The organism is Moorena sp. SIO3E8 (genome assembly GCF_010692445.1).
Lineage (GTDB): Bacteria > Cyanobacteriota > Cyanobacteriia > Cyanobacteriales > Coleofasciculaceae > Moorena > Moorena bouillonii.
In genome coordinates this window covers 51549-72906 of the sequence record NZ_JAAHHM010000002.1, presented here as the reverse complement: position 1 = coordinate 72906, position 21358 = coordinate 51549, and the positions used below count along the sequence as shown (strand labels likewise).

Below are 21358 nucleotides of genomic sequence, written 5' to 3'. Positions count from 1 at the left end.
AGTCCTTAGTCAGGGATTTTCTGCAAACCTTTACATTTCTTATCACACCGATCGGATATAGAGCATTTCCAAATAGATCGGGAAAGGCTAGATCTCAACTGCTGACCTCAACCTGGGTGTCTTGTGCTTTACGCCTTTAGAGGTTGTCTGAGAAGTCTCATTTGCTACATATAAGCCCCCGTTGGTCCCCCAATTTTGGGGGACTTTTACCAGCAAATAGATTCTTGTTCCCCCCAGAATTGGGGGGCTAGGGGGGCAAAATTCAGTATCAAAAAACTTTTCAGATATCCTCTTAGGTTGGTAGCTATGAGAAGAATGACGCAGTTGACCTTGTCAGCCATGCAAAGCGCGAGTAGTTTGTTCGCGTTCTCCTTTGGCGTGGCCTACGGCCAAGCGTCGGCAGGCCTTGAAGTTACCGTAAGACAGGCTCGCCTTGTCTTGATGCAGTCGCTCATGGGGGAAACCCCCAAGACCGCGCTGCATCGCTAATCAATAAGTTTTAACCTTTTTTGCATAGCCTACCAACCATAAAGGCTCAGCTCAACGTAATCAGGTTTCGTCTCCGGGGGAAACCACGGCAATAGCGAGTGGGGAGACCCCCTTTGGCGGCGCTGCCTCCCCATGAGCGCTTAGGTGCGCTTGACCCGTGGCGAATTTAATTCGTCACGGGTCGCACCTCTGCATCGCTGATGACTGATTTATTGATCAAAAAAAGTATTACATATCAAGCCCGACTCATTTCTTTAGTTGGATTAAAATTTATTCAATCTTTAAACAAATAATCTTTTTATCAAAATTATCTAAAACAATTGGATGATCAATCTAGCCTTTACATTTGAGATGTAAACAGAAGCGCGATTAGTAAAGGCAAGATGCAAGAAGCAAAAAGCAAGATATAATCAAGTATCTAGGGATTTTTGGTAATATAAAAAACTGTCATCCTTGTTTACATTTGATTTAAAAATGCTAGAAACTACGATGGCTCCACTGGTTGCCACTAAGGCCAACGCTGATGGTATAAAAGGTATCCATCCCCCTTGGAGTAACAGACCATAACAGACTCCAGATAAAAGGCTGATACCAACAAAAACAGCAATTCCCAAGTAGGATGGGGAATGTAAACGCCAAACTAATAGGCCTCCCACCACAGACCAACTACCAATCCAAAGCATTTCCCCCCACTGTGGCAACCACCAGAGCAAGGGTCGTTGCTTCAAAACGGCACTAATAATCTGACTACTCATCTGAGCTTGAACCATAACCCCAGGTATTTTGTCAGACCATGGCCCTTTAGTATAGGGAGTCTGGTGTACATCCTTTAAATCTTTACCAACCCCAATCAAGACAATCTTATTTTTGACTAAATCCGGCAGTTGGGAGTCAAGTTTACCCTTGAGTAAGTCTTGGAGATTAACTTGTTTGGGATTATTGGCACGATAATTAAGGAGTATCTGATATCCCCTTGCATGTTCTGGCTTTAACTGATATCCACCAGCATTGTGTGCGAATTTCCGAAACACCACATCACCGATTTCTACATCCCCTGCTGAATTTCTCTTCATCGGCGGGATTCCCTCTTCGGCTAGGTAATTCAGAGCCACTTGTAAACTTAGAGAGTAACGAGTATTACAATTATCCGGATAGCCCATCCCTAGAAGTTGGCGACGGATAATATGATCTGGGTCACGAGGGAAATCACTAAAGCCGATCTGTTGTGATGTCATACCCGGTGGTGAAGCGATACCAGGGTGATCATTACTTTTCATTTGGCACACCGCAATGAAACGGGGATTTTGTTTCAATTGAGTCCCTAAGTTAGGTTCAAACTCAAAGTCATGATAAATATCTAAGCCAATCACTCGCGGTTGATAACGGTTGAGTTTTCGCAACAGTTCTGCCAAGGCTGTATCGGATAACGACCCTTTCCTCGACCAACCCATCTTTTCCTGATACTGAATATCTGGTTCATCCACCGCAATTACTAAAACCCGCTCATCCGGCTTTTCAGGTGGTCGCAGACCCATAAGATGGTCAAAAGCACGTAATTCTGATCCTTGTAACAGCCCAAGCAATCGCATTGTGATCACTGCAATAGTGACAATCAAACTTACCAGTAAAACCCTTGGGAGTTTGGGTTTATGCTTGAGATAGTCTCGATCATCAATAGGATTGCTAATATTTCGGATCAAGTCTTCCCAAGTTGGCGGTTCCAGAGCAGGATTTTGAAATATCACTGGTAACCAACTGGCACAGGGATAGTTATCTTCTACCTCCTCCTGCAATCTTTTCCGGGTTTCCCAAACTGAATCCGATAAGGATTTTTGCTTTGTGGCAAATGCGTTGAGAAAATACCTTAAAAACGTCTGAGCTACCTCATCTGGCACCCGTTCCCGCATGACCAGGGTTGTCGAGATTGGTAAACTAACCAATTCTGCTGCTAATCCTAACCCATCACAGGAATTAAAAATAGCCAATTTTAAACCATTTTCAATCGCATTGCTTAGACCATACTTTAACTCCTCAATGGTTAGGCTTTCATCTTCATTGATGAAAAATCGTCCTTGTAAATTATCTTTCTGGGTAAAACTATGACCAGCAAAAAACAATATATCCCACCTTTCATCCCATAATTCATGGCTTAATTCTTTTTTTTTGGGACTGATTAAAGGGACAATTTCTGCATCCGGTAATTCCTCCTGGAGTAATGCCAAATCCTTCTCGATATTAATCCCGGTGTCATCTCCTAGAATTGCCAATAGTCTGACTTTATTTCTAGATTGGTCGATTGCTTGGGAGGGTAAGGGAAATTCTGAGGTACTGAAATTAACCTCAATATCACAATCGGACAAGACATCCCAGAGATGCCAAGGCAATTGCCAAAGTTTGATATTATTAGTTTGAATAATAAACCGAATCTGGTCATTGGTCGATAAAGATTTTAACACTTGATCCCGGAAGCGTTGAAACTTTCTATCGGTTGAATTTAGCCAATTATTGATCGCCTCTTCTAAATCATGAGCTGAGTTGATAATTGAATAGTTGGTTATCTGTTCTGAGGGAGCTGTCAGTTTCCGATCCGGTGGATGCAGTTTGATTCTCCCTTGAGCACGATAGCTTAAGAGCCAACTGTTGCACAATTGGTTAATCTCAGGTGCTGGCGGTAACCAACCGTCAATTTCTCTAGCCATTAAATTATTTTCATTGGCATCAATCCCAATTTTTAGGATTACCCGAAAGCCCTTTTTAAAATCACCATCAACTATTTTAAAGGTTACTAGTTTCGTCATTTTTAATCCCCTATAATTCAATTTATTAATAGTATTTTCAATTGGGTGGCAGAGAAAGTCCTTGGTTATAGGGAGTCGGGAGTCGGGAGTCGGGAGTCGGGAGTCGGGAGTCGGGAGTCGGGGTAAGAAACTTGAAGGTACCTGATAAGTATCAGAAACGCTATCTGAAAACCTTCCACCTCACAACCTTTAACTTTCAACCTCACAACTTTCAACCTCACAACTTTCAACCCTAAAGTTTCAACCCAAGATAGATTACAATACAAACTCTTTGGAAAAGCTGGCATCTCCCAGTACTAGTTTTACCATAAACCTATCCCCCTTTTCACCATTAAACTCTAATTGAATCCAATTATCAGCACTTCTCGACTGAGCCGACAAGAAAATTTCTTCCTGCTGATCAAGTACTAGCAATTCGAGATTAGGTTTTAGATATTTACTCTTAGTAGGATACACCCGTAAGTGAACATTAATTTCCCCATCTGCTTCAGGTATGAAAGTAACCATAAATGCTACTTTGCTCCCATTCAGTTGCATTTCTAAATCAATTATCTTAACTCGCCTAATCCCAGCTTGGGGATGATTTGGGTCAAGTTTTCCCAAACTGACAGCGGCTTGGCGACGTAAGTCATGATCGTCAGTAGTATTGATCATCTCAGCAAGCAATGCGATCGCCTCTAAGTTACTATGACCAATTTCACCCAATAATTCTATAGCGGGTAAGTTAGTATCTTTACTGCTATTGGTTTTTAATAGTTTAATAATTGCGGTCACAGCTTCAGGGATATTTTCCGAAAAAGGGGAAGATGCTGAAGAATTATCGTTAAAACGATCCTTCAAACGAGTCGGTTGAGACCGGTAAGCTAAGCTTAAAGTAGGTTCACCATTACGTGCTCGAATTTCCTCAACAGTTTGCCAACCAGCCTCCAGGAAATTATCCAGCCATGAGAGTAAGGTTATAGATGGCTTACGAGAGTAAACTAGGGAACGTTGTTTATATAATTCCTTGCGCCATCTAGAATTTGATACCAGTGCCTGCCACTTAGCAAAAGGAATATCTAGCCTCGGAGAATAAGGAGTTTCCTGGCTCAATTGCTTGATTAACGTTGTTGCTTCATCACAGGATAATCTTGCCATTGGCTTTACGACCAGTTTGGGACTAGGAGCAAGTTCCTCCGTTACCCACATCACATTCAAATCTTCAATTAAATCTACTGCATCCACAGCGTAGGTTTCATCGATGATGTCATAGTTACCATGATCACGTAACTGTTGATAAGTTGTGTATCCCGACACCTGTAACCAGCATTCTTCTAAATTCAGTTGCATCGCCACATAATAATGACTAGCCCACTCAGGAATATCAACCCACTCTCGCGGTACTCGCAACGCTGTAAACTTGATTTCTTCACTAGGAATTAATACCAGTCGCATCTGGTTTAGCTCAACAGCTGTACCATTCACTACTTCCCAGAAACTTGGTAAATCCCCCAACTCTGGCCATACTAATGCTTTGTTTAGTGGTTTCTTTAGTGCTGTGTCTAGTGCTGTTTCTAGTAAATTTGGTTCTGTTAAATTTGGTTCTGTTAAATTTGCTTCTGTTAAATTTGCTTCTGTGTCCAGATAGCTTAAAAACGTATTCAGACAGAGACAATTCAGATACGCTCGCCAACGAGCAGCTTGATTAGAATAACCTTGAGCTTGGGTTTGGTGCCATGCTTGTTCTCGTTCTTCTGGGGAGAATTCTATCAACAATTGGTCTGGGTGTAGGAAAGCTACATCCTCTAAACTTAATTTCATTGACTCATCTCCTTTTTGGTTAATCGTTAATTGGTATTTGGGATATTGGGATATTTGGTGTTTTCACGTTTCAGGTTTCAGGTTTTACTTTGGCTACATTGGTTTTGCCCTATTTCCTGATCGAGATTGCTCTAGTAGTGCCTGATTTTGCTGGAGCCACCGCTCAATAAATTTAGTTATCGCTGGTTTAGCTGATCTAAATTCAATCAGTTCTATAGACATTTTTTTTTCAATTAATACCTCAAACCTTGGTTGAATTAATTCAAGTAAACTCTGGTTTAGTTTTTTGAGTTTATTTTTTTCTAAATTACTAAAATTAATAGTCATTGAGTTAGCAATATCTTCATCATAAATTTTATAAATAACTTTAGAAAATAAGTCTTGACTATCAGCACTTAAGTAAGCTTTTAGATAGTTATTAATATAGTTAGTTTTAGTGGTTGCATTAAGGCGCTGCTTGATGTCTTTAGAGGTTAGACTTGTACTCATAGCATCCTGAAAATAAAAGGTGACGACTGCCTTCAAAATTCGTTTAAAATAACGTTGAAACTGGCGAGCAATTTGATATTGCTTTTTAAACCCAAAAAGCTCGATAAAATCTTGTTGATTGATGCCTAGACCAAGCCAAAGTCTTAGGGATGTTTGAGCTAGCTGATCTAAAGCAGTAAATTCTCTTAAGATAATAGTCCTGACTTGAGCCAACTCATCCTTTTCTTCCTCTTGGATTACCACCTCCAAAGGATTAGATGCTATATCAGTAATTTCCCCATACTCATCTAAGGATACTGAATTCCTGTGTTGAGACATCCGCACCGCTTGGATGCAAATGGCTAGCATTTCTTCAATGTGCTGAGTGCTGATTGCTGTTCCCGTAGCGTGGGCGTAGCCCATATGCTGATTGCTGTTCCCGTAGCGTGGGCGTAGCCCATATGCTGAGTGTTGATTGCTGATTGCTGATTGCTGATTGCTAATTGCTGATTGCTGATTGCTGTTCCCGTAGCGTGGGCGTGGCCCATTAGCTGAGTAACGTACTACTTGTCTTAACCAATCTGAATCACTTATTTTAGGGTTATTCCTCTTAAAATCAGCAATTTTTAACTCAGAACTAACCATTTGAGTTAACCGATTTAACTGCTGGTTGTAACGAATAGCAATTTGTTGAAGCTGTTGCTGGCTTAGGAATTTAATTGGGGAATGATGGCGAGACTTTCCCTTGCTGCTGGGAGGATAAATCTCGTTAAAGTAGTCTTTAAACGATTGCCAAGCCAGACGATAATAGTTGAAATCTTGATTAGTGATTCCATAGTTATTAAGTGCTTGCTCAAGTTCGGTTTTATCCAAATATCGCAACAAGCCATAATCAGAAAATTTGATAGATTTTAACCTGAGTTCCTTGGCGACTTGATTTCTAATAATTCGCTTGAGGGCATTGAAAGCATAGGCATTGATAGAAGACTTAGCATAAAAATTAAATCCTCTGAGGAGTTTAGCTGGCTGGCTGGCTGCTTCACTAGCAATGATGAAACATTCCTCTACAGGATAATGTAACGCAAGATTATGAGATTTACTCAACTGATGGGCGATCGCTTGAGATGCAGACCAACAAACAAACTGTAGGTAATTGAATAAGAGCTGATCAGATAAGGTTAACAATAATAGATAAGCTCTGATCACCACTATCGCAGGATTAGTCATGGATAAAATCCGGTAAATACCAGATGCTTGTCTCAACTGATATAAGAAGCAAGCAGCCCAATCGGCTTCGCTCCTGTCTGGCTCAGACTGGACTAGATGTGCCATGAAACCCTCTAATCTAGAATTAGATTGAAAAACCGCTTCGAGCCCCCTATCACCTTGGGGGTCTTTTAAATAAATAGATGTCGAAAACGGTTTGATACCTGAGTTGTTAGTAGGCATTGATTCTTTACCCTAGCTTCTAGTAGCGCTTTACCTTAACTCCTAACTTAAATCGATTCATAGGTCAAACAACTAACTAAGTAGAAGGAAACCTCATTATTTACTTAGTACTCAAGCTTAGGGGTTATGCAGCTTATCTATAAAATAACTACATAACATTTGATAATCGAAGATTATGCTCAAGGGTAACTTAACCCATTATCCCTACCCATCAAGACGACGGGTAGTCATGGGTAATCGATTTGCCGTAGCCACTAGCCAATCCCTAGCCACCCTAGCTGGTATGGAAATGTTTTGGGCTGGAGGCAATGCTGTAGATGCTGCTATAGCCACAGCGATCGCGTTGACAGTGGTTGAGCCTACCTGTAATGGTATCGGTTCTGATGCCTTCGCTTTAGTATGGGATGGGTCACTCCATGGTATCAATGGCTCTGGCAAAAGCCCTCAACACCTGACCCTTGAGCATTTTGCTGGCATGAGTCAGATTCCTGCTATCGGCTGGTTATCGGTAACAGTGCCAGGAGCGGTATCAGCATGGCGTAGTTTGTGGCAACGGTGGGGAAAGCTACCCTTTGAGCAATTGTTTGCCCCAGCGATTCGATACGCCGAAACCGGATTTCCAGTCTCTCCAGTCACAGCAAGAGCTTGGAAACAAGCGGAAGCTCTGTATCTGTCCCTGACTGGATCAGAGTTTGAACCATTTAAACAGGTATTTTTCCCTAACCAGCGCGCACCAGTAGCTGGGGAGGTATGGGGGAGTAAGGATCATGCTAAGACCTTGAAAGCGATAGCAAACAGTGGTGGTGAAAGCTTTTATCAAGGGGAAATTGCTGATGCGATCGCAAACTTTGCGGCTAATACTGGTGGCGTGCTGACCAAAGTTGACCTAGCTACTCACCAAGCTGAGTGGGTAGACCCGATTTCAAGTAACTATCGTGACCTGACCGTATGGGAGATTCCCCCCAACACCCAAGGGATGGCGGCCTTAATGGCATTGAATATAATCGAAGGTTTTGACTTAAGCCACTATCCCCGTGAATCAGCGAAAAGCTACCATCTACAAATCGAAGCCATGAAGCTAGCCTTTGCTGATGTTCATCGCCATATCACTGACCCTCGGTTTATGGAACTCCCAATCGAAACGCTATTAGACCATGGGTATGCCAGGGAACGCCGGAAGTTAATTGGGGAAGAAGCGATCGCCTTAGCAAAACCCGGTTTACCCAAAGGTGGCACAGTTTATCTCGCAGCAGCAGATGGGGAATTAATGGTATCCTTTATCCAATCGAACTTTCAAGGCTTTGGGAGTGGGATTGTTATCCCTGGCACTGGGATTGCCTTGCAAAACCGAGCCTTAGGGTTTACCCTAGAATCCGGTCATCCTAATCAAGTCGCACCAGGTAAGCGGTCATATCACACCATTATTCCCGGTTTTCTGACTCAAAATGGTCAACCTCTCGGGCCCTTTGGAGTTATGGGAGGCCCCATGCAGCCTCAGGGACATGTACAGGTAGTGGTTAACCTAGCAGATTACGGGATGAATCCTCAAGCTGCTCTAGATGCTCCCAGATGGCGATTTGTGGATGGGTCACAAGTCCTATTGGAACAGAGTGTACCCCGTCATATTGCTCTGGAGCTAGCTGAGATGGGTCATGACATTCAGGTTATGGCAGATAGCATAAATTTTGGGAAAGGTCAAGTTATCTGGCGTCAGTCAGGGGTTTTGGTAGCGGCATCTGAACCCCGTGGTGATGGGTTAGCCTTGGTAGGGTGAAGGAGTAATGACAATCCAACTAATGTTTAGTGAAAGATTAATCCCGCTGTTGACTATATCAGGACTTACCCATTGCCCCCTAAATCCCCCAAACTTGATACTGCTGGCGAATTTAACATTTAGTAATATCAGCCTGAAGACAGCAGTCTTTATCGCCCCCCAACCCCCAATTCTGGGGGAGCATGAACTTAAAGTTACCCATCTGCTACTCTTGTGTAAAGAAATATTAATTTCGCCAACGGTATCAAACTTGGGGGACTTTAAGAGTAGTTCCCCCCAGATTTGGGGGGTTAGGGGGGCAAAACCAAATAAACTTCGTAAGTCCTATATATCTAGCACTACGGTTATCTTAACTATGGCTACAGGGATAGTCTATCCGGTAACCCTAGGACGCTCACATTCTCAACAACCATTGCTAGCCCAGTCGTGGCAAGAGGCTCAGCTGACTCAACTAATTTCAGGTCATCGGTCAGATGTTAATTCTCTCGCCATTAGTCCAGATAGCCAAACCCTAATTAGCAGCAGTAAAGACAAAACCATCAAGTTTTGGAATCTCAGGGATGGTAGGCTACAGAAGACGATCAAAGACTTTACCAGAACGCCCAGTTCTCTAGTAATCAGTGCTGATGGTAAACGTCTCGCTGCCGCAACAGAAAGACAAATTAATATCTGGAACCTAGAAACTGGAGCACCACCTCGTACCTTGAAAGGACATACGGGTATAGTCAGATCAATCGCAATTAGTCCCGATGGCAAAATCCTAGTAAGTGGCTCTCCTGACAAGACCGTTATGGTGTGGGATCTCCTCACTGGCAAAACTTTAGGCACCATTACCGAGCATTCCGACTGGGTTACTGCTGTTGCCATTAGTCCCGATGGAAAACATTTGGTTAGTGCCAGTGGCGGGTCAGATCGTTCTATCAAGATTTGGGATTTGTCCACCCTAGAATTGCGGAAAACCATCTCAAAACAACCCAGATTTCTGATATTGCCATTAGTGAAGATAGCAAGATACTAGTTGCTAGTGTTGATAAAACCGTCAAGTTGTGGGATATTAACAGTGGCGAAGAATTAGCTATCCTCGAAAGTCACTCTGCACCAATTCTTACCATTGCGATTAGTGCCGATAGCAAAACTATCGCTAGTGCTGGCAGTGATAAAACTATTAAGCTATGGGATGTAGACAGTAGACAATTGCTGCGCACTCTCTCTGGAAATGATGGCTGGGTTTGGTCAGTTGCGATTAGTCCAGATGGAAACACTATAGTTAGTGGTGGGGAGGATGGTACGATTAGAATTTGGTCGTTAGTCCTGAATCCGATTAGTTTTGAACAGGAAATCAAGAATCGGGAATCGGGAATCGGGAATCGGGAATCGGGGGAAGTCTTACTTGTAGGGTGGGCAAAAACAGTTTGGTTCCAATGAGTATTAATGATTAGATGGCTTTGCCCACCTTACTTGAATTGGTATTTGTCTTACTTGTAGTATTTGTCTTACTTGTAGGGTGGGCAAAAATAGTTTGGTTCCAATGAGTATTAATTAAATGATGGCTTTGCCCACCCTACGTTAATTGGTATTTGTCTTACTTGTAGGGTGGGCAAAAATAGTTTGGTTCAAATGAGTATTAATAAAATGATGGCTTTGCCCACCCTACGTTAATTGGTATTTGTCTTACTTGTAGGGTGGGCAAAAACAGTTTGGTTCAAATGAGTATTAATAAAATGATGGCTTTGCCCACCCTACGTTAATTGGTATTTTTTTTCACTTGAGTCGAACAGACCAAGATTTGATCACCTAGGTAATCAGTCGATTGCGACAGTGCAATAGTTCTTATTTCCCAAAGTTGGATTTACCAACTTGATAGGGTCATCAATCTCATTTTTGGAATATCGGTAGTCAGTATCAAAGTAAGATCATCCACTGACCGAATTGATGGTGACAGTGCAATAGTTCTTATGTCTCCAAGTTGGTAAATCCAACTTGATAGCCGATGCGATCGCGTAGCGGCTCTACCGAGCATCGCATTTTTCCTATATCAGTCATCAGTATAAGGCTTGAACGCGCACCGCTAACTCAATCTATTGCAGAGCGTGCAATAGTTTTTCTGTACTCGAGTTCCATTCATACCTAGCACTTTCTTCCCACCTCCCTACACTTACCCTATTTACCACACTTACCCTATTTACAGCACTTATAGTATTTTACATTGCTAAAATGCAATAGTTTTTTAAAAGCTTGCATTTTACTTAAAATTATGCTAATATAAACAGTATAGTAAACGCAATGGTTAAGCCGCTATGATGATTTCCACCGCACAAGCCGCCAATTTACTAGGTGTTTCCGCCACTCGCGTCCGTTACCTTCTGGGTAAAGGCAGAGTCAAAGGAGCCTATAAAGTGGGTAGAACTTGGGTGATTCCTCTGTTTGACGGCATGCCAGTGGTCACTCCCGGCACTCGCGGACCAAAGCGGAACTGGTCAAAGCGTACAAATTACACTCCTGCAGTGATTCACGTTAACCAGAAAGTGATTCGCCAAAATCTCAAGACCGGAGAGCGCAACCCTGTGATTACCGTAAAACGAGGGTCTAAAAACACTTATGGTCATACCGTGGAAGTCAATGGACCATGTAGAGTAATGTATCGTCCTGATAATCCCCTACATTGTGGAGCAAGGGTGTGGATAGAGACTATCTCTGATTTTCAAGTGATCTGAAACGTCTAAGCTATCAGTGATCCGAACTTTCGGACATAATATAAATTAAAAATTATCGATATCCTGGTTATCAATCAGCAAGCAATTTATCCATGGCCGTATCTAGCAGTGTGTGGACTAGTATTTGATTATTCGTTACTAGCAATAAACGGAATTTAAAAAACTAGTGAGTCAGTAATAGTTGAGATCATTAGCTGACAAATTACTTGATAATCTGATCAAGGATATCACTTTTCGCGATTCCCTTAGTATACTGGTTTTGAATCCCTACTCACCTCAGAGGTTGTCTGAGAAGTCTCATTTGCTACATCCAAGCCCCCGTTGGTCCCCATCTGTAAAAAAGCGAAGCATCCGCTAATTCCCCCCAGAATTGGGGGGTTAGGGGGGCGGGGGACTTTTAGAAGCAAATTGACTCTTATTCCCCCCAAAGTTGGGGGGCTAGGGGGGCAAAATTAAGTATCAAAAAACTTGGGAGATATCCTCTCAGAAAGAGGTTCATAGTTGGCTCAATTTTTGATAAGCTAGAGCCATTGGGAAAAATTTGTGAACAATCGACCACCTTCTCAGGAAAAGACACCTTTATTAGAGGCTCTGCGGGCATCAGCCCAGAAGCCCCATGCAGCCTTTTATGCACCAGGACACAAACAAGGGAAGGGAATACCAGAGCCATTAGCGGATTTGCTGGGAAAATCAGTATTTAGGGCTGATTTGCCAGAATTACCGGAGTTAGATAATCTTTTTGCTCCAGAAGGGGTAATCCAAGAAGCTCAAGACCTAGCAGCAGCAGCCTTTGGTGCAAGCAAAACCTGGTTCCTAGTTAACGGTTCCACTTGTGGGGTGATGGCTGCTATAGTAGCCACCTGCTATACCGGGGACAAAATCCTATTACCGCGCAATATCCACCAATCCGCGATCGCAGGATTAGTCTTGTGTGGTGCTATCCCGATCTTTATTAACCCCGAGTACGACCCATCCACTGACTTGGTTTATAGCATCACCCCAACTGCAGTTAACCAAGCCCTGAATCAGCATCCGGACACCAAAGCAGTAATGATGGTCTATCCAACCTATCAGGGGATCTGTGGTGACATAAAAGCGATCGCTAAAATAGTTCACCAACATAATATTCCCCTACTGGTGGATGAAGCCCATGGACCTCACTTTGCTTTCCATCCCGATTTACCCCTAGATGCCCTATCAGCCGGAGCCGATTTAAGCGTACAATCAACTCATAAAGTACTCGGTGCCATGACTCAGGCATCGATGTTGCACATTCAGGGCAATCGCATTGATGCTCAGCAGTTGAGTAAAGCATTACAGCTAGTTCAATCCACCAGTCCCAGTTACTTACTACTCGCGTCCCTAGATGCCGCACGACAACAAATGGCACTCCATGGAGAACGACTAATGAGTCATACCTTGCAGCTAGCCCAGGATGCCAGAAGTAAAATCAGCCAAATTCCAGGTTTAGAACTAATTAAACCCCGAAGATTCCAAGCCCTAGACCCAACTCGCTTAACCGTAAGAGTGACCGAATTAGGATTAAGTGGGTTTGAAGCCGATGAAATTCTTCATCAACAGCTTGGTGTCACAGCGGAGTTACCCACACTTCACCACTTAACCTTTATCATTAGCCTAGGCAATACCCAAACCGATATTCAGCAACTTGTACAAGCTTTCATCAAAGTTGCCCAAAATAATGACAATTCCTCCACTGAGCAACCTGCCTTCTGTAACCTGCACCCTGCAACCTGTAACCTGCAACCCTTACTCTCCCCCCGTGAAGCCTTCTTTGCTCCCACCGAAACCCTACCGGTAACCGAAACCATCAACCGGATCAGTGCCGAATTAATCTGTCCCTATCCACCAGGAATACCAGCCCTAATGCCAGGAGAACAAATCAAATCAACTACTATTGAATACCTCCAAAAAATTCTAACCTTAGGTGGTCAAATTACCGGTTGTAGCGACCCCAGCCTCCAAACCCTAAAGGTTATTGACTAGTATAGTAGTTCTCAATTAGGTGCGGTACCTGGTCCTGGCTTAATCGGAATCGGGAGTCGGGAATCGGGAGTCGGGAGTCGAAAGTTGGCATGCAGATAGGCATTGGGGGTTTACCCCCTTAATAAAGAGGGAAGAAAATTGAATACACCTAATAAGTATGATCAAGGCTATAATCTTCGTAAATAGTTATGGTTAGTTCCTACAAATAGATGCTAAGTTATTTTTATAATTTAGCATCTATTTAGGATAAAAGCTAAATTATAAAACTATCAAAACTAGAGACAGTAATCGTTTTGGTTGATTAAAATTAAAACATAAGTATAACAGGTACCAAACAGCCATATTTATAATACTATTTTTGTGCTCTATACCTGAAAGGGTTAGTTGAATACATCAAAATAACTAAAGGAAAAAAAATACCCCGAAACCTAAATACCACAAATGTCATCCCCAATTTGGCCATACATTACTCCTGGAATCCCAGATCACCTCTTTGAACGCCTACCCGGTATTCCCTTAAGTAAGCGAGAAGTCAGGCTGCTGATCATTTCTGCTCTACGACTAGGAAGCCAAGACCGGTTGTGGGACATCGGTGCTGGAACCGGTACCATTCCTGTAGAAATTGGACTACTGTGTCCCAAAAGTGAGATTATTGCCGTAGAACGGGATGAAGAAGTAGCCAACCTGATTCGACACAATTGCGATCGCTTTAATGTCACCAACGTAGAAGTCATCGAAGGTAACGCCCCAGAATGTCTCAAAGATCTACCATTGAAACCCCACCGAGTTTGCCTTGAAGGAGGAAGACCAATCAAAACTCTACTCAAAGAAGTCTGGCCCTACCTACAATCTCCAGGGAGGATAGTAGCAACCACCAATAATCTAGAAGGACTCTATGCCATCTCAGAAGGCTTAGCGGAGTTACAGGCTCGCAATATCGAAGTCGTTCAGTCAGCCGTCAATCGCCTAGAGACACGGGGGAATTATCAAACATTTGCAGCAGTTAACCCCATTTTTATTCTTAGTGGTGAGAAGTTAGAGTAAGGAATAGACCCCTTCAGGGAACAAAATTAACAATAATAATATAAATAACCTGTTCTTGTGTGAGAACAGGAGTGTCAAAAAAAAACGTCATATGCCCTGGTTACGGATTTTTAGTGGAATAGTTGCGATCGCCCTGGCGATGGGGATGATCTTACTTGGGGGATGGTATTTTACCATCGGCTTCTGTGTCATTGTCTATTTAGGTCAGTTAGAACTTTTTCAACTAGTAAAAGCAAAAGGCATGGTGCCAGCAACCAAAAGCACCATGTTTGTGTCTCAGCTACTACTAATTACAGCTACCATTTCACCAACCCTGGCTGATGCGGTGTTTCCCATTGCTGGAACATTTATTTGCTTTTACTTACTGTTCCAACCCAAGATAGCAACCATTGCGGATATTGGGGCTTCCATATTAGGTTTACTCTATGGTGGTTATCTGCCCGGGTATTGGGTCCGTCTGCGAGTGGGTTTGACTGATTTGACTGAAACGTCCTCCCTAGCTCGAGATGCTACAGTCGCCGCTACGAACCTACCCAGCAGTGGATACTGGTCTAATTTTTCGATTAATCTGAGTGATTTACCTGCTGGGTTAACTTCAACTCTCCTAGCATTTAGCTGTATTTGGGCAGCAGATATCGGAGCTTACACCTTCGGCAAATTTTTTGGTCGCACTCGCCTTTCTATGATCAGTCCTAAAAAAACTGTGGAAGGCGCTATATTTGGCCTTGTCAGTAGTATTGCTGTAGGAATCGCAGGAGCTTGGTATCTGAATTGGCCGTGCTGGCAGTTGAGCGGCATGATGCTCGGAGTAATCATTGGTGTAGCTAGCCTCTTAGGAGACTTAACGGAGTCCTTAATGAAACGGGATGCTGGTGTCAAGGATTCCGGGCAATTAATTCCTGGTCATGGTGGCATTTTAGACCGAACAGACAGCTATGTGTTCACTGCCCCTTTGGTTTATTATTTTGTCACTCTTTTACTACCACTGTTACCCAGCTACCTGTAGTATTGTGTCAATGTTCAAAATTTTTTGATTTTATTGATTGCAAAAAGCCATCTATTGATAGCATTAACCCGTTAAGCTACCTTGGAGTAGATTAAAAATTTATAGCGGTTTCCAGCGAGGGTAGAATACACAGCACGCCTCTAGGAAATTCCGAGTGCAATCACCGGCTGTCATAATCGGAATAAAAACCTGAAAACCGCTATAAAATTGCATTCTGGATGGGGTAGACGTCAGAAACCACAGATTACGAAGATGGGAGGTAATGGTGCTACATATCAATGCAACTTGGGATAACTATCATGTCCGGATTACAATTAATCTAGGTAAATACAGAACCGGAAAACGGTTTTTCGGTTCAAACCCAGCTTGGGGGTGATGACTAATCAGTAATTACGCTAATCACTAAGACCAGTTACGACACTAATATGTTAATATCGATGGTTAGTCAGATGATTAGTCAGATGATTAGTCAGATAATTAGTTACTAGTGTGATTGTTTAGTTCGATCAGAGCCGAATGAGCTACTTCTAGGCTTAGGCGGACTTGTTGGATAGAAGACAAAGAGTGCCACTGTTCAGATTTAACTGAAGCACTGACATTCATGGAGTCTGAGCTACTGCGCATGGCGTAAGCCCACGGACGAGCTAACACCAATAGATCGTCTTCTGTCCAGTTTTGTAACAATGGCTTGACACAAAGCACAAGTTGCTCTGCTAAGGACAAGTTCTTGTGAACAACCTCTTGAGCTCTCGAAGCGATCGCTTCGAGCCATTCGGGAGGCATGCAAGACGCACATCCGTTAGCTAAAGCTGCCTTCAACGAGTCAATGGTGGATTCGATGCTCGATTCGATGCTCGATTCGATGCTCGATTCGAGAGGTAATTCCCAACACTGATTTAGTCGCTCAAAAAAGGCAAGAGAAGCCTGAGCAATTTCCTGGTCATCTTGGATTTCGTTGAGGGAAAAACCTGCTTCTAGCTCAGCAAAATAAGCTTCTGCTTCTGGATCAGTTGGATCCCAAGGATAAAACTCCTCTTCTGACTGTAATAATTCTAGTAGTTCTTCTTGGATTTGAACCGAAGTATCCTCAAAATATGATTGTTGATGTTCTTGATATTGAATAGCTTGGCTGTTCATAATGCCCCTCCTGTTTGGGTTAGTAGATGAAACCTGACATAAAATAGCTACATCAATTTTTGAGGAAGTTCCGCAACAGCTGAAAAAATAATCTGGACTTCTCAGCGCGTGTTTAATTACCATGGCAACAGCACTTTCCAAATCAACTTATGTGTGATATTAGTGAGCTATTGAGAGGCTCCCTTAGGTAGACAGCCACTAGTTGCCATTTGACTCTAACCAGTATCCTTGTGAAACTCCCATTGTTAACAGCATAGTTAACAGCATAAGCTTGACTTTATCTTCGGCACGAGGATAGTCCTACTCAAGATTCTGGGGAGTCAATAATAAACTCAAAGATCTGACCACGAGGACCACCAAACTTAAGCTGAATACCCGACCTTAGCTGAACTTCCTGATGATGAACAGTTTTCCAACCATTATCGATCAATATTCTCGTACCATTACGAGAAAAATCCCTCAAGAAGTAAGTTGGATCCGAGCCTTGGTCAGTGAAAGCATCACGGCAGATAATTTCAGCATGTTGCTTACTCACACAAACTTCGGGAATCACCAAATCGTTGTGAGATTGTAGGCGTCCCACTCGCATCAATCCACCTCGAATCGGCCAGACCTGATCGGTTTTTCCTATGGAACGCAAAGACGCAGTTGGGGGTGGATTTTCAAGCCAGCTTGAGGTGATGGTGGGCAGTTCTGTAATTCCTTCTCCCACCGGTTGGATTAACTCCCCTTCAAACTGAGGATGCATATAAAGGATAGGCAAGGTCCAGGCTGGTTGGTTAAACTTGTAAAGGGTCAACATGTGCTGTCTGGCCACAGCTACAGCATGGTCAATTGGCATGCGCTCCGCCAAGGCTTGGGCGAATGATTGAATAAAACTCACGGCTTCTTGGTCAGCAATGGAGTCCCGCATCCCCAAAACTGCTGGGACACCGTGGTGAATCAGCACCTCAGCTAAACTACTACGGGGAATGGTTTGGGAATTCACTTGGTCAGGTTTGGCACTCCAACAGGCATTGAATACAGCTAAGGCAACCTGGGTGCGCACCAGAACCTGAGCCAATTCCGTACCACTAATTTTCGCATCCGAGCGTAAAAATAGCAAACCTCCGTCTGGTGCGCTTTCACCATGACCAGCATAGAATAGGATGTTATAGGCACCAGTTTCGAGTGCTTTAATCAGTTCAGCTGGTGTCGGTTGTATTAGTTTTGAGACGTTGCAGGTAACTGGTGGAACGGATTGGTTCCTAGAAGTTTGAGCGGCTCTACCAGCTTGAAGGGCATTTACCAAGGTAGCCGCTTCTTTTTCGAGATCCAAATTGGTAGTCGAACCATTTAATTTTTGAACCTTCTCTCCTAGAACTAACAAAATATTGAGAGCCTGGTGGGAGCGCAGGGGTTCGAGGGCGTCTACATCACTAGTGGTGCGGCTAAACAGAATTTGCTGAGAGAGGGAAATTGCCTGTTTACCCGCCATGGGTTGCATAATTTCCCAGGGGAGGGGAATGAAATCTGGAGCGCGAACTTCCAAGCGCAGGCGAAGGGGTTTATTTTGTCCCAAGGCAATGCCTTGACTTCGTTCGAGGGCATTGCGAATTGAGCCTTGAAACAGCCACTGCCAGAGGTCAATGCCCAAACCTTGCATCAAACGACCACTGTAGCTAATCTCCGGACCTGTAGCACCGTTTTGATTCTGTGAGGGCAAAGTGGTGGGATACTGGTTGTGATGACCACTAATCGGCACATGGTTTGAAAATGGGGAAAACATGTCCTGCCAAGCCAGCCAGGACTGAGTCATGTATTCAGACCAAGTAGAATCATGATGAACCATACCCCCTGGGTAAGGAGCTTTCAGCACCCAGATAGCCAAGTTTTCTCTGCCAGCGGCAGATAGACGAGCGATCGCTAAACTGAGGCAAGGATTTTCGATACCAGACATTAAAGGTTCATCATTATAGGGAATATACCGATGTGAGGATCAGTCTATCGAGTGTTGGGTGGTATTGGCGCTATCAATAATGAGGAATTGGTCATTAATAGGACATCATTAGTTTTCAGTTCTTAGTTGAGGAGTTAAGTGGTTAGTCAGAAAGCTTTGGTGAGCATTAACTTAAAAGCGATAAGCTTTTGACTACTTGCTCAAGACTTACGGAGATTGAATAGGTCTAGGGGAATTAGACGGAGGGGTATTTTTCTGACATTGACTGGCTTGTGTTGGGGTTGGTGTAAAATCACGAGCCATCATAGGTAAAATCTCCTTTTCTCTTATCCACCCTTCCTGTCCCTGTGACACCAAGGTAGCAGAGGGTTTAGTCTGCTTAGAGTTTAACGGTACTGAGGATGAGCCAACTTTGGGGGAGCTAGCCATTTGATCCGATGAAATATCAGTTGTGTTGGTTCCGGGTGAGCAAACTCTTAATTTAATCCACCAAGTCTCTTCCTGAGGATACCTTTTTCTGGCAATAACCTGCAAAACGCTACCAGCAGGAACTCTGCCAAGGATTGATTGCTTTTCAGGGTTAACCAAAAGTTGTACAGTTTGACCCACTATTCTAATAATATCTTGGTTTTTAATTAAGGCAGCTCGCTTAGCAAGGGTCACGGACTCAGGAGTTTGTCCTGGGATAGCTTTAGTTTCTGGACTCTGTTTAGGGGTGGTTTTAGAACCGGTTAGTTCTTGCCCCTTACCAAGACTAAAAACCCCACTCAAGAAGCGATTTATCTGTCCACTCGCCTTTAGACTCAACACTGGACTCAACAGATAAACGACTACCCCCCCTAACACCAAAAGCACGAATATTCCCAACAACAGTCTGCCAGTCTTCTCAGGAGAGGTTGAAGCTGAATAATGAGGATTTTGGTCACCAGATGCATCCCCCTCTTCCATGAGGTTAAGTGTGAGCAACGCTGTTTTTTGTTCATCAATAGAAGCGGGTTGCTGATCACTCTTAACGTTTAACATTAGAGTATTGTTGGTCTCGAGATTGCCAATGGATTCTAGCTGTGGGGGTGATAGTTGGATGGGCATCGAAGGCTGGCTTGGTGTGACTTGACAGTAAATCAACCCCACCGTGACATTGTCGTGTCCGTTTTTGGTATTAGCAAGCTCAATGATTCGTTCTGCTGCTTTCTTGAGATCAATTTGACCGTCGAGAATGGGCAGGATTTCTGTTTCCCAGTACTGCTCGACTCGGTCATTGTCACTAAGACCATCAGAACACAGCAGAAACACACAATCTTCATCCAACACCAAGCGCTGTACAGTGGGGTGTAGTGTGGTTGATGAACCCATCCCTAACGCTTGCACTAGGGCACCAGATGTTGGTTGTTGTAGAGCATGTCGGTAAAGGGTATATCCAAGCCGCACTTCTCTTGTGGCTAAATCATCATCTAGAGTAACTTGGTGACAACCATGGCGACTCACCCAATAGATTCTGCTATCCCCGACATGGGTAATGTATATTTCATGGGCATGGGTTCTAGCCATGACCAAGGTTGTTCCCATACGCTGCCGATCAAATCGGTTCTCATGATCATTGCGTTGGCTAATGGAGTCATTGGCAGCACAGACAGCATTTTCCAATTCCAGGCTTAGAGTGGTTGGGTTCCACACCTCCAGTTTAGCTGGCAGTTGTTTGAGCTGTTGTCGCAGAGTGTCAATTGCCAGTTGGGAAGCAATTTCACCACCTGCTTGTCCACCAATGCCATCGCAAACCATTGCGATCGCTTCTTTCCCTCTTGAAGAGCTAATTAGCTTACCATTAGGAGGGTAGCAAGCGTCTTCATTGTGGCTACGACCCGGACCGGTATCGGTACGAGTGAGAGTCTTATAGGTTCTCGATTGCCATGACCGGCATTCAAACAACCCTTTCGCCAGTAATGCTAACAGCTGCTCTGATGTCTGTATCTGTCCTTTTGTAAGCTGGGAACAGAGTTGTTGGTAAAACTCACTAATAACAGGGGAAGCTCCCTGAAGCAGTTGTGACCACAGCTGACCCAGCTGTTTTAAGGTTGGTGCTGGCGTTTGATCACGCTCCAATTCCAATAACCTTAGCAAGGCTCCTTCCACCCGCACCAGGTTTGATTTCAGTAAGCTAGACCCTACTCCTTCTCGGCTCAACGGTTGCCATAGTGAAGCCCATTGCTGCAGCCAGTTGAGTTGGCGTATTGGTGAGGCATTTTTCCAGACGCTGGTCAGTTCTGGTGACAGTTGTCCAATATTATTAATGTTCCCTGTTGCCTGAATTGGTACTCCTTCGAGTAACCAAATCTCTTTGTTATGCCTTGGCTTCGGTGTTAGCAGACCATACACTTGAGGCAGGTGTAATCCATAGGAAACCAGTCTCAAGTATGGGGTTATGGTTTGAGGAATCTCTAGTGGGGTCTCTGGCGGTACCGCTGGTTGAGTATCTAAAAGAACACGAGAGTGAATCAGGAGGTAGCGCTTAGCAATAAGTTCTCCCGGTTGAGCGGCTTTTATGCCTGACCCAATAGCCCACAAGTATCGTCTGAGCAGCGGCGTGCGACATTTTTGGCAGAACTTGTTGGTCTGGGGATTGGGAGCCTGACATTGATGATTTGGGCAGTGGAGCGTTGCCGCCGGATTGTCCATGAAACTCTTTGCTGCTAAAGATAGCCTGATGGAACCGGGTTAACATTAGCACAGCTTTCTTTG

General features: G+C 43.7%; 15 protein-coding genes. 7 read left to right on the top strand and 8 right to left on the bottom strand.

Features of this window, described 5'->3' with window-relative positions; genetic code table 11:
- Positions 1 to 333: 333 nt before the first annotated feature.
- From F6K46_RS00990 to F6K46_RS00970, 5 genes are all read right to left on the bottom strand, one after another.
- Positions 334 to 483, bottom strand: coding sequence for a hypothetical protein (locus F6K46_RS00990; protein WP_293055063.1), 150 nt, complete (start codon positions 481 to 483; stop codon positions 334 to 336).
- A 416-nt stretch (positions 484 to 899) separates the two neighbouring features.
- On the bottom strand, positions 900 to 3287 hold the full coding sequence (locus F6K46_RS00985; protein ID WP_075896274.1) for a CHASE2 domain-containing protein: 2388 nt from the start codon (positions 3285 to 3287) through the stop codon (positions 900 to 902).
- Between the two features lie 65 nt (positions 3288 to 3352).
- Positions 3353 to 3493, bottom strand: a complete 141-nt coding sequence (locus F6K46_RS00980; protein WP_293055060.1) for a hypothetical protein — start codon at positions 3491 to 3493, stop codon at positions 3353 to 3355.
- Positions 3494 to 3542: 49 nt separating this feature from the next.
- Complete coding sequence (locus F6K46_RS00975; RefSeq protein WP_075897021.1) at positions 3543 to 5087, bottom strand: DUF1822 family protein; 1545 nt, start codon at positions 5085 to 5087, stop codon at positions 3543 to 3545.
- Positions 5088 to 5180: 93 nt separating this feature from the next.
- On the bottom strand, positions 5181 to 6887 hold the full coding sequence (locus tag F6K46_RS00970; protein WP_158069432.1) for a hypothetical protein: 1707 nt from the start codon (positions 6885 to 6887) through the stop codon (positions 5181 to 5183).
- A gap of 292 nt (positions 6888 to 7179) precedes the next feature.
- On the opposite strand from F6K46_RS00970, the gene F6K46_RS00965 reads away from it, so the two are divergent.
- From F6K46_RS00965 to F6K46_RS00935, 7 genes are all read left to right on the top strand, one after another.
- Entirely contained in the window at positions 7180 to 8778 is a 1599-nt protein-coding gene (locus F6K46_RS00965; protein ID WP_293055057.1) for a gamma-glutamyltransferase family protein, read from the top strand.
- 355 nt (positions 8779 to 9133) lie between these two features.
- Positions 9134 to 9796, top strand: a complete 663-nt coding sequence (locus F6K46_RS00960; RefSeq protein WP_293055055.1) for a WD40 repeat domain-containing protein — start codon at positions 9134 to 9136, stop codon at positions 9794 to 9796.
- The gene (locus F6K46_RS00955; protein ID WP_293055053.1) at positions 9706 to 10203 is read left to right on the top strand and encodes a hypothetical protein; all 498 of its coding nucleotides are present in this window, start codon (positions 9706 to 9708) and stop codon (positions 10201 to 10203) included. Before F6K46_RS00960 ends, F6K46_RS00955 begins: the two co-directional genes overlap by 91 nt.
- Positions 10204 to 11075: 872 nt before the next feature.
- Positions 11076 to 11492, top strand: a complete 417-nt coding sequence (locus F6K46_RS00950; RefSeq protein ID WP_293055051.1) for a helix-turn-helix domain-containing protein — start codon at positions 11076 to 11078, stop codon at positions 11490 to 11492.
- A gap of 543 nt (positions 11493 to 12035) precedes the next feature.
- Positions 12036 to 13496, top strand: coding sequence for an aminotransferase class I/II-fold pyridoxal phosphate-dependent enzyme (locus F6K46_RS00945; RefSeq protein ID WP_293055049.1), 1461 nt, complete (start codon positions 12036 to 12038; stop codon positions 13494 to 13496).
- 441 nt (positions 13497 to 13937) lie between these two features.
- Positions 13938 to 14540, top strand: a complete 603-nt coding sequence (gene cbiT, locus F6K46_RS00940; protein ID WP_075897007.1) for a precorrin-6Y C5,15-methyltransferase subunit CbiT — start codon at positions 13938 to 13940, stop codon at positions 14538 to 14540.
- Positions 14541 to 14631: 91 nt separating this feature from the next.
- Positions 14632 to 15546: a phosphatidate cytidylyltransferase gene (locus F6K46_RS00935; RefSeq protein ID WP_070391395.1), complete on the top strand. Its 915-nt coding sequence runs from the start codon at positions 14632 to 14634 to the stop codon at positions 15544 to 15546.
- A gap of 477 nt (positions 15547 to 16023) precedes the next feature.
- Here the strand turns inward: F6K46_RS00935 and F6K46_RS00930 are convergent, their stop codons facing one another.
- From F6K46_RS00930 to F6K46_RS00920, 3 genes are all read right to left on the bottom strand, one after another.
- Complete coding sequence (locus F6K46_RS00930; protein WP_081431078.1) at positions 16024 to 16683, bottom strand: hypothetical protein; 660 nt, start codon at positions 16681 to 16683, stop codon at positions 16024 to 16026.
- A 304-nt stretch (positions 16684 to 16987) separates the two neighbouring features.
- Positions 16988 to 18622: a CHAT domain-containing protein gene (locus F6K46_RS00925; RefSeq protein WP_293055045.1), complete on the bottom strand. Its 1635-nt coding sequence runs from the start codon at positions 18620 to 18622 to the stop codon at positions 16988 to 16990.
- A gap of 207 nt (positions 18623 to 18829) precedes the next feature.
- On the bottom strand, positions 18830 to 21295 hold the full coding sequence (locus F6K46_RS00920; protein WP_293055043.1) for a protein phosphatase 2C domain-containing protein: 2466 nt from the start codon (positions 21293 to 21295) through the stop codon (positions 18830 to 18832).
- Positions 21296 to 21358: the final 63 nt, after the last annotated feature.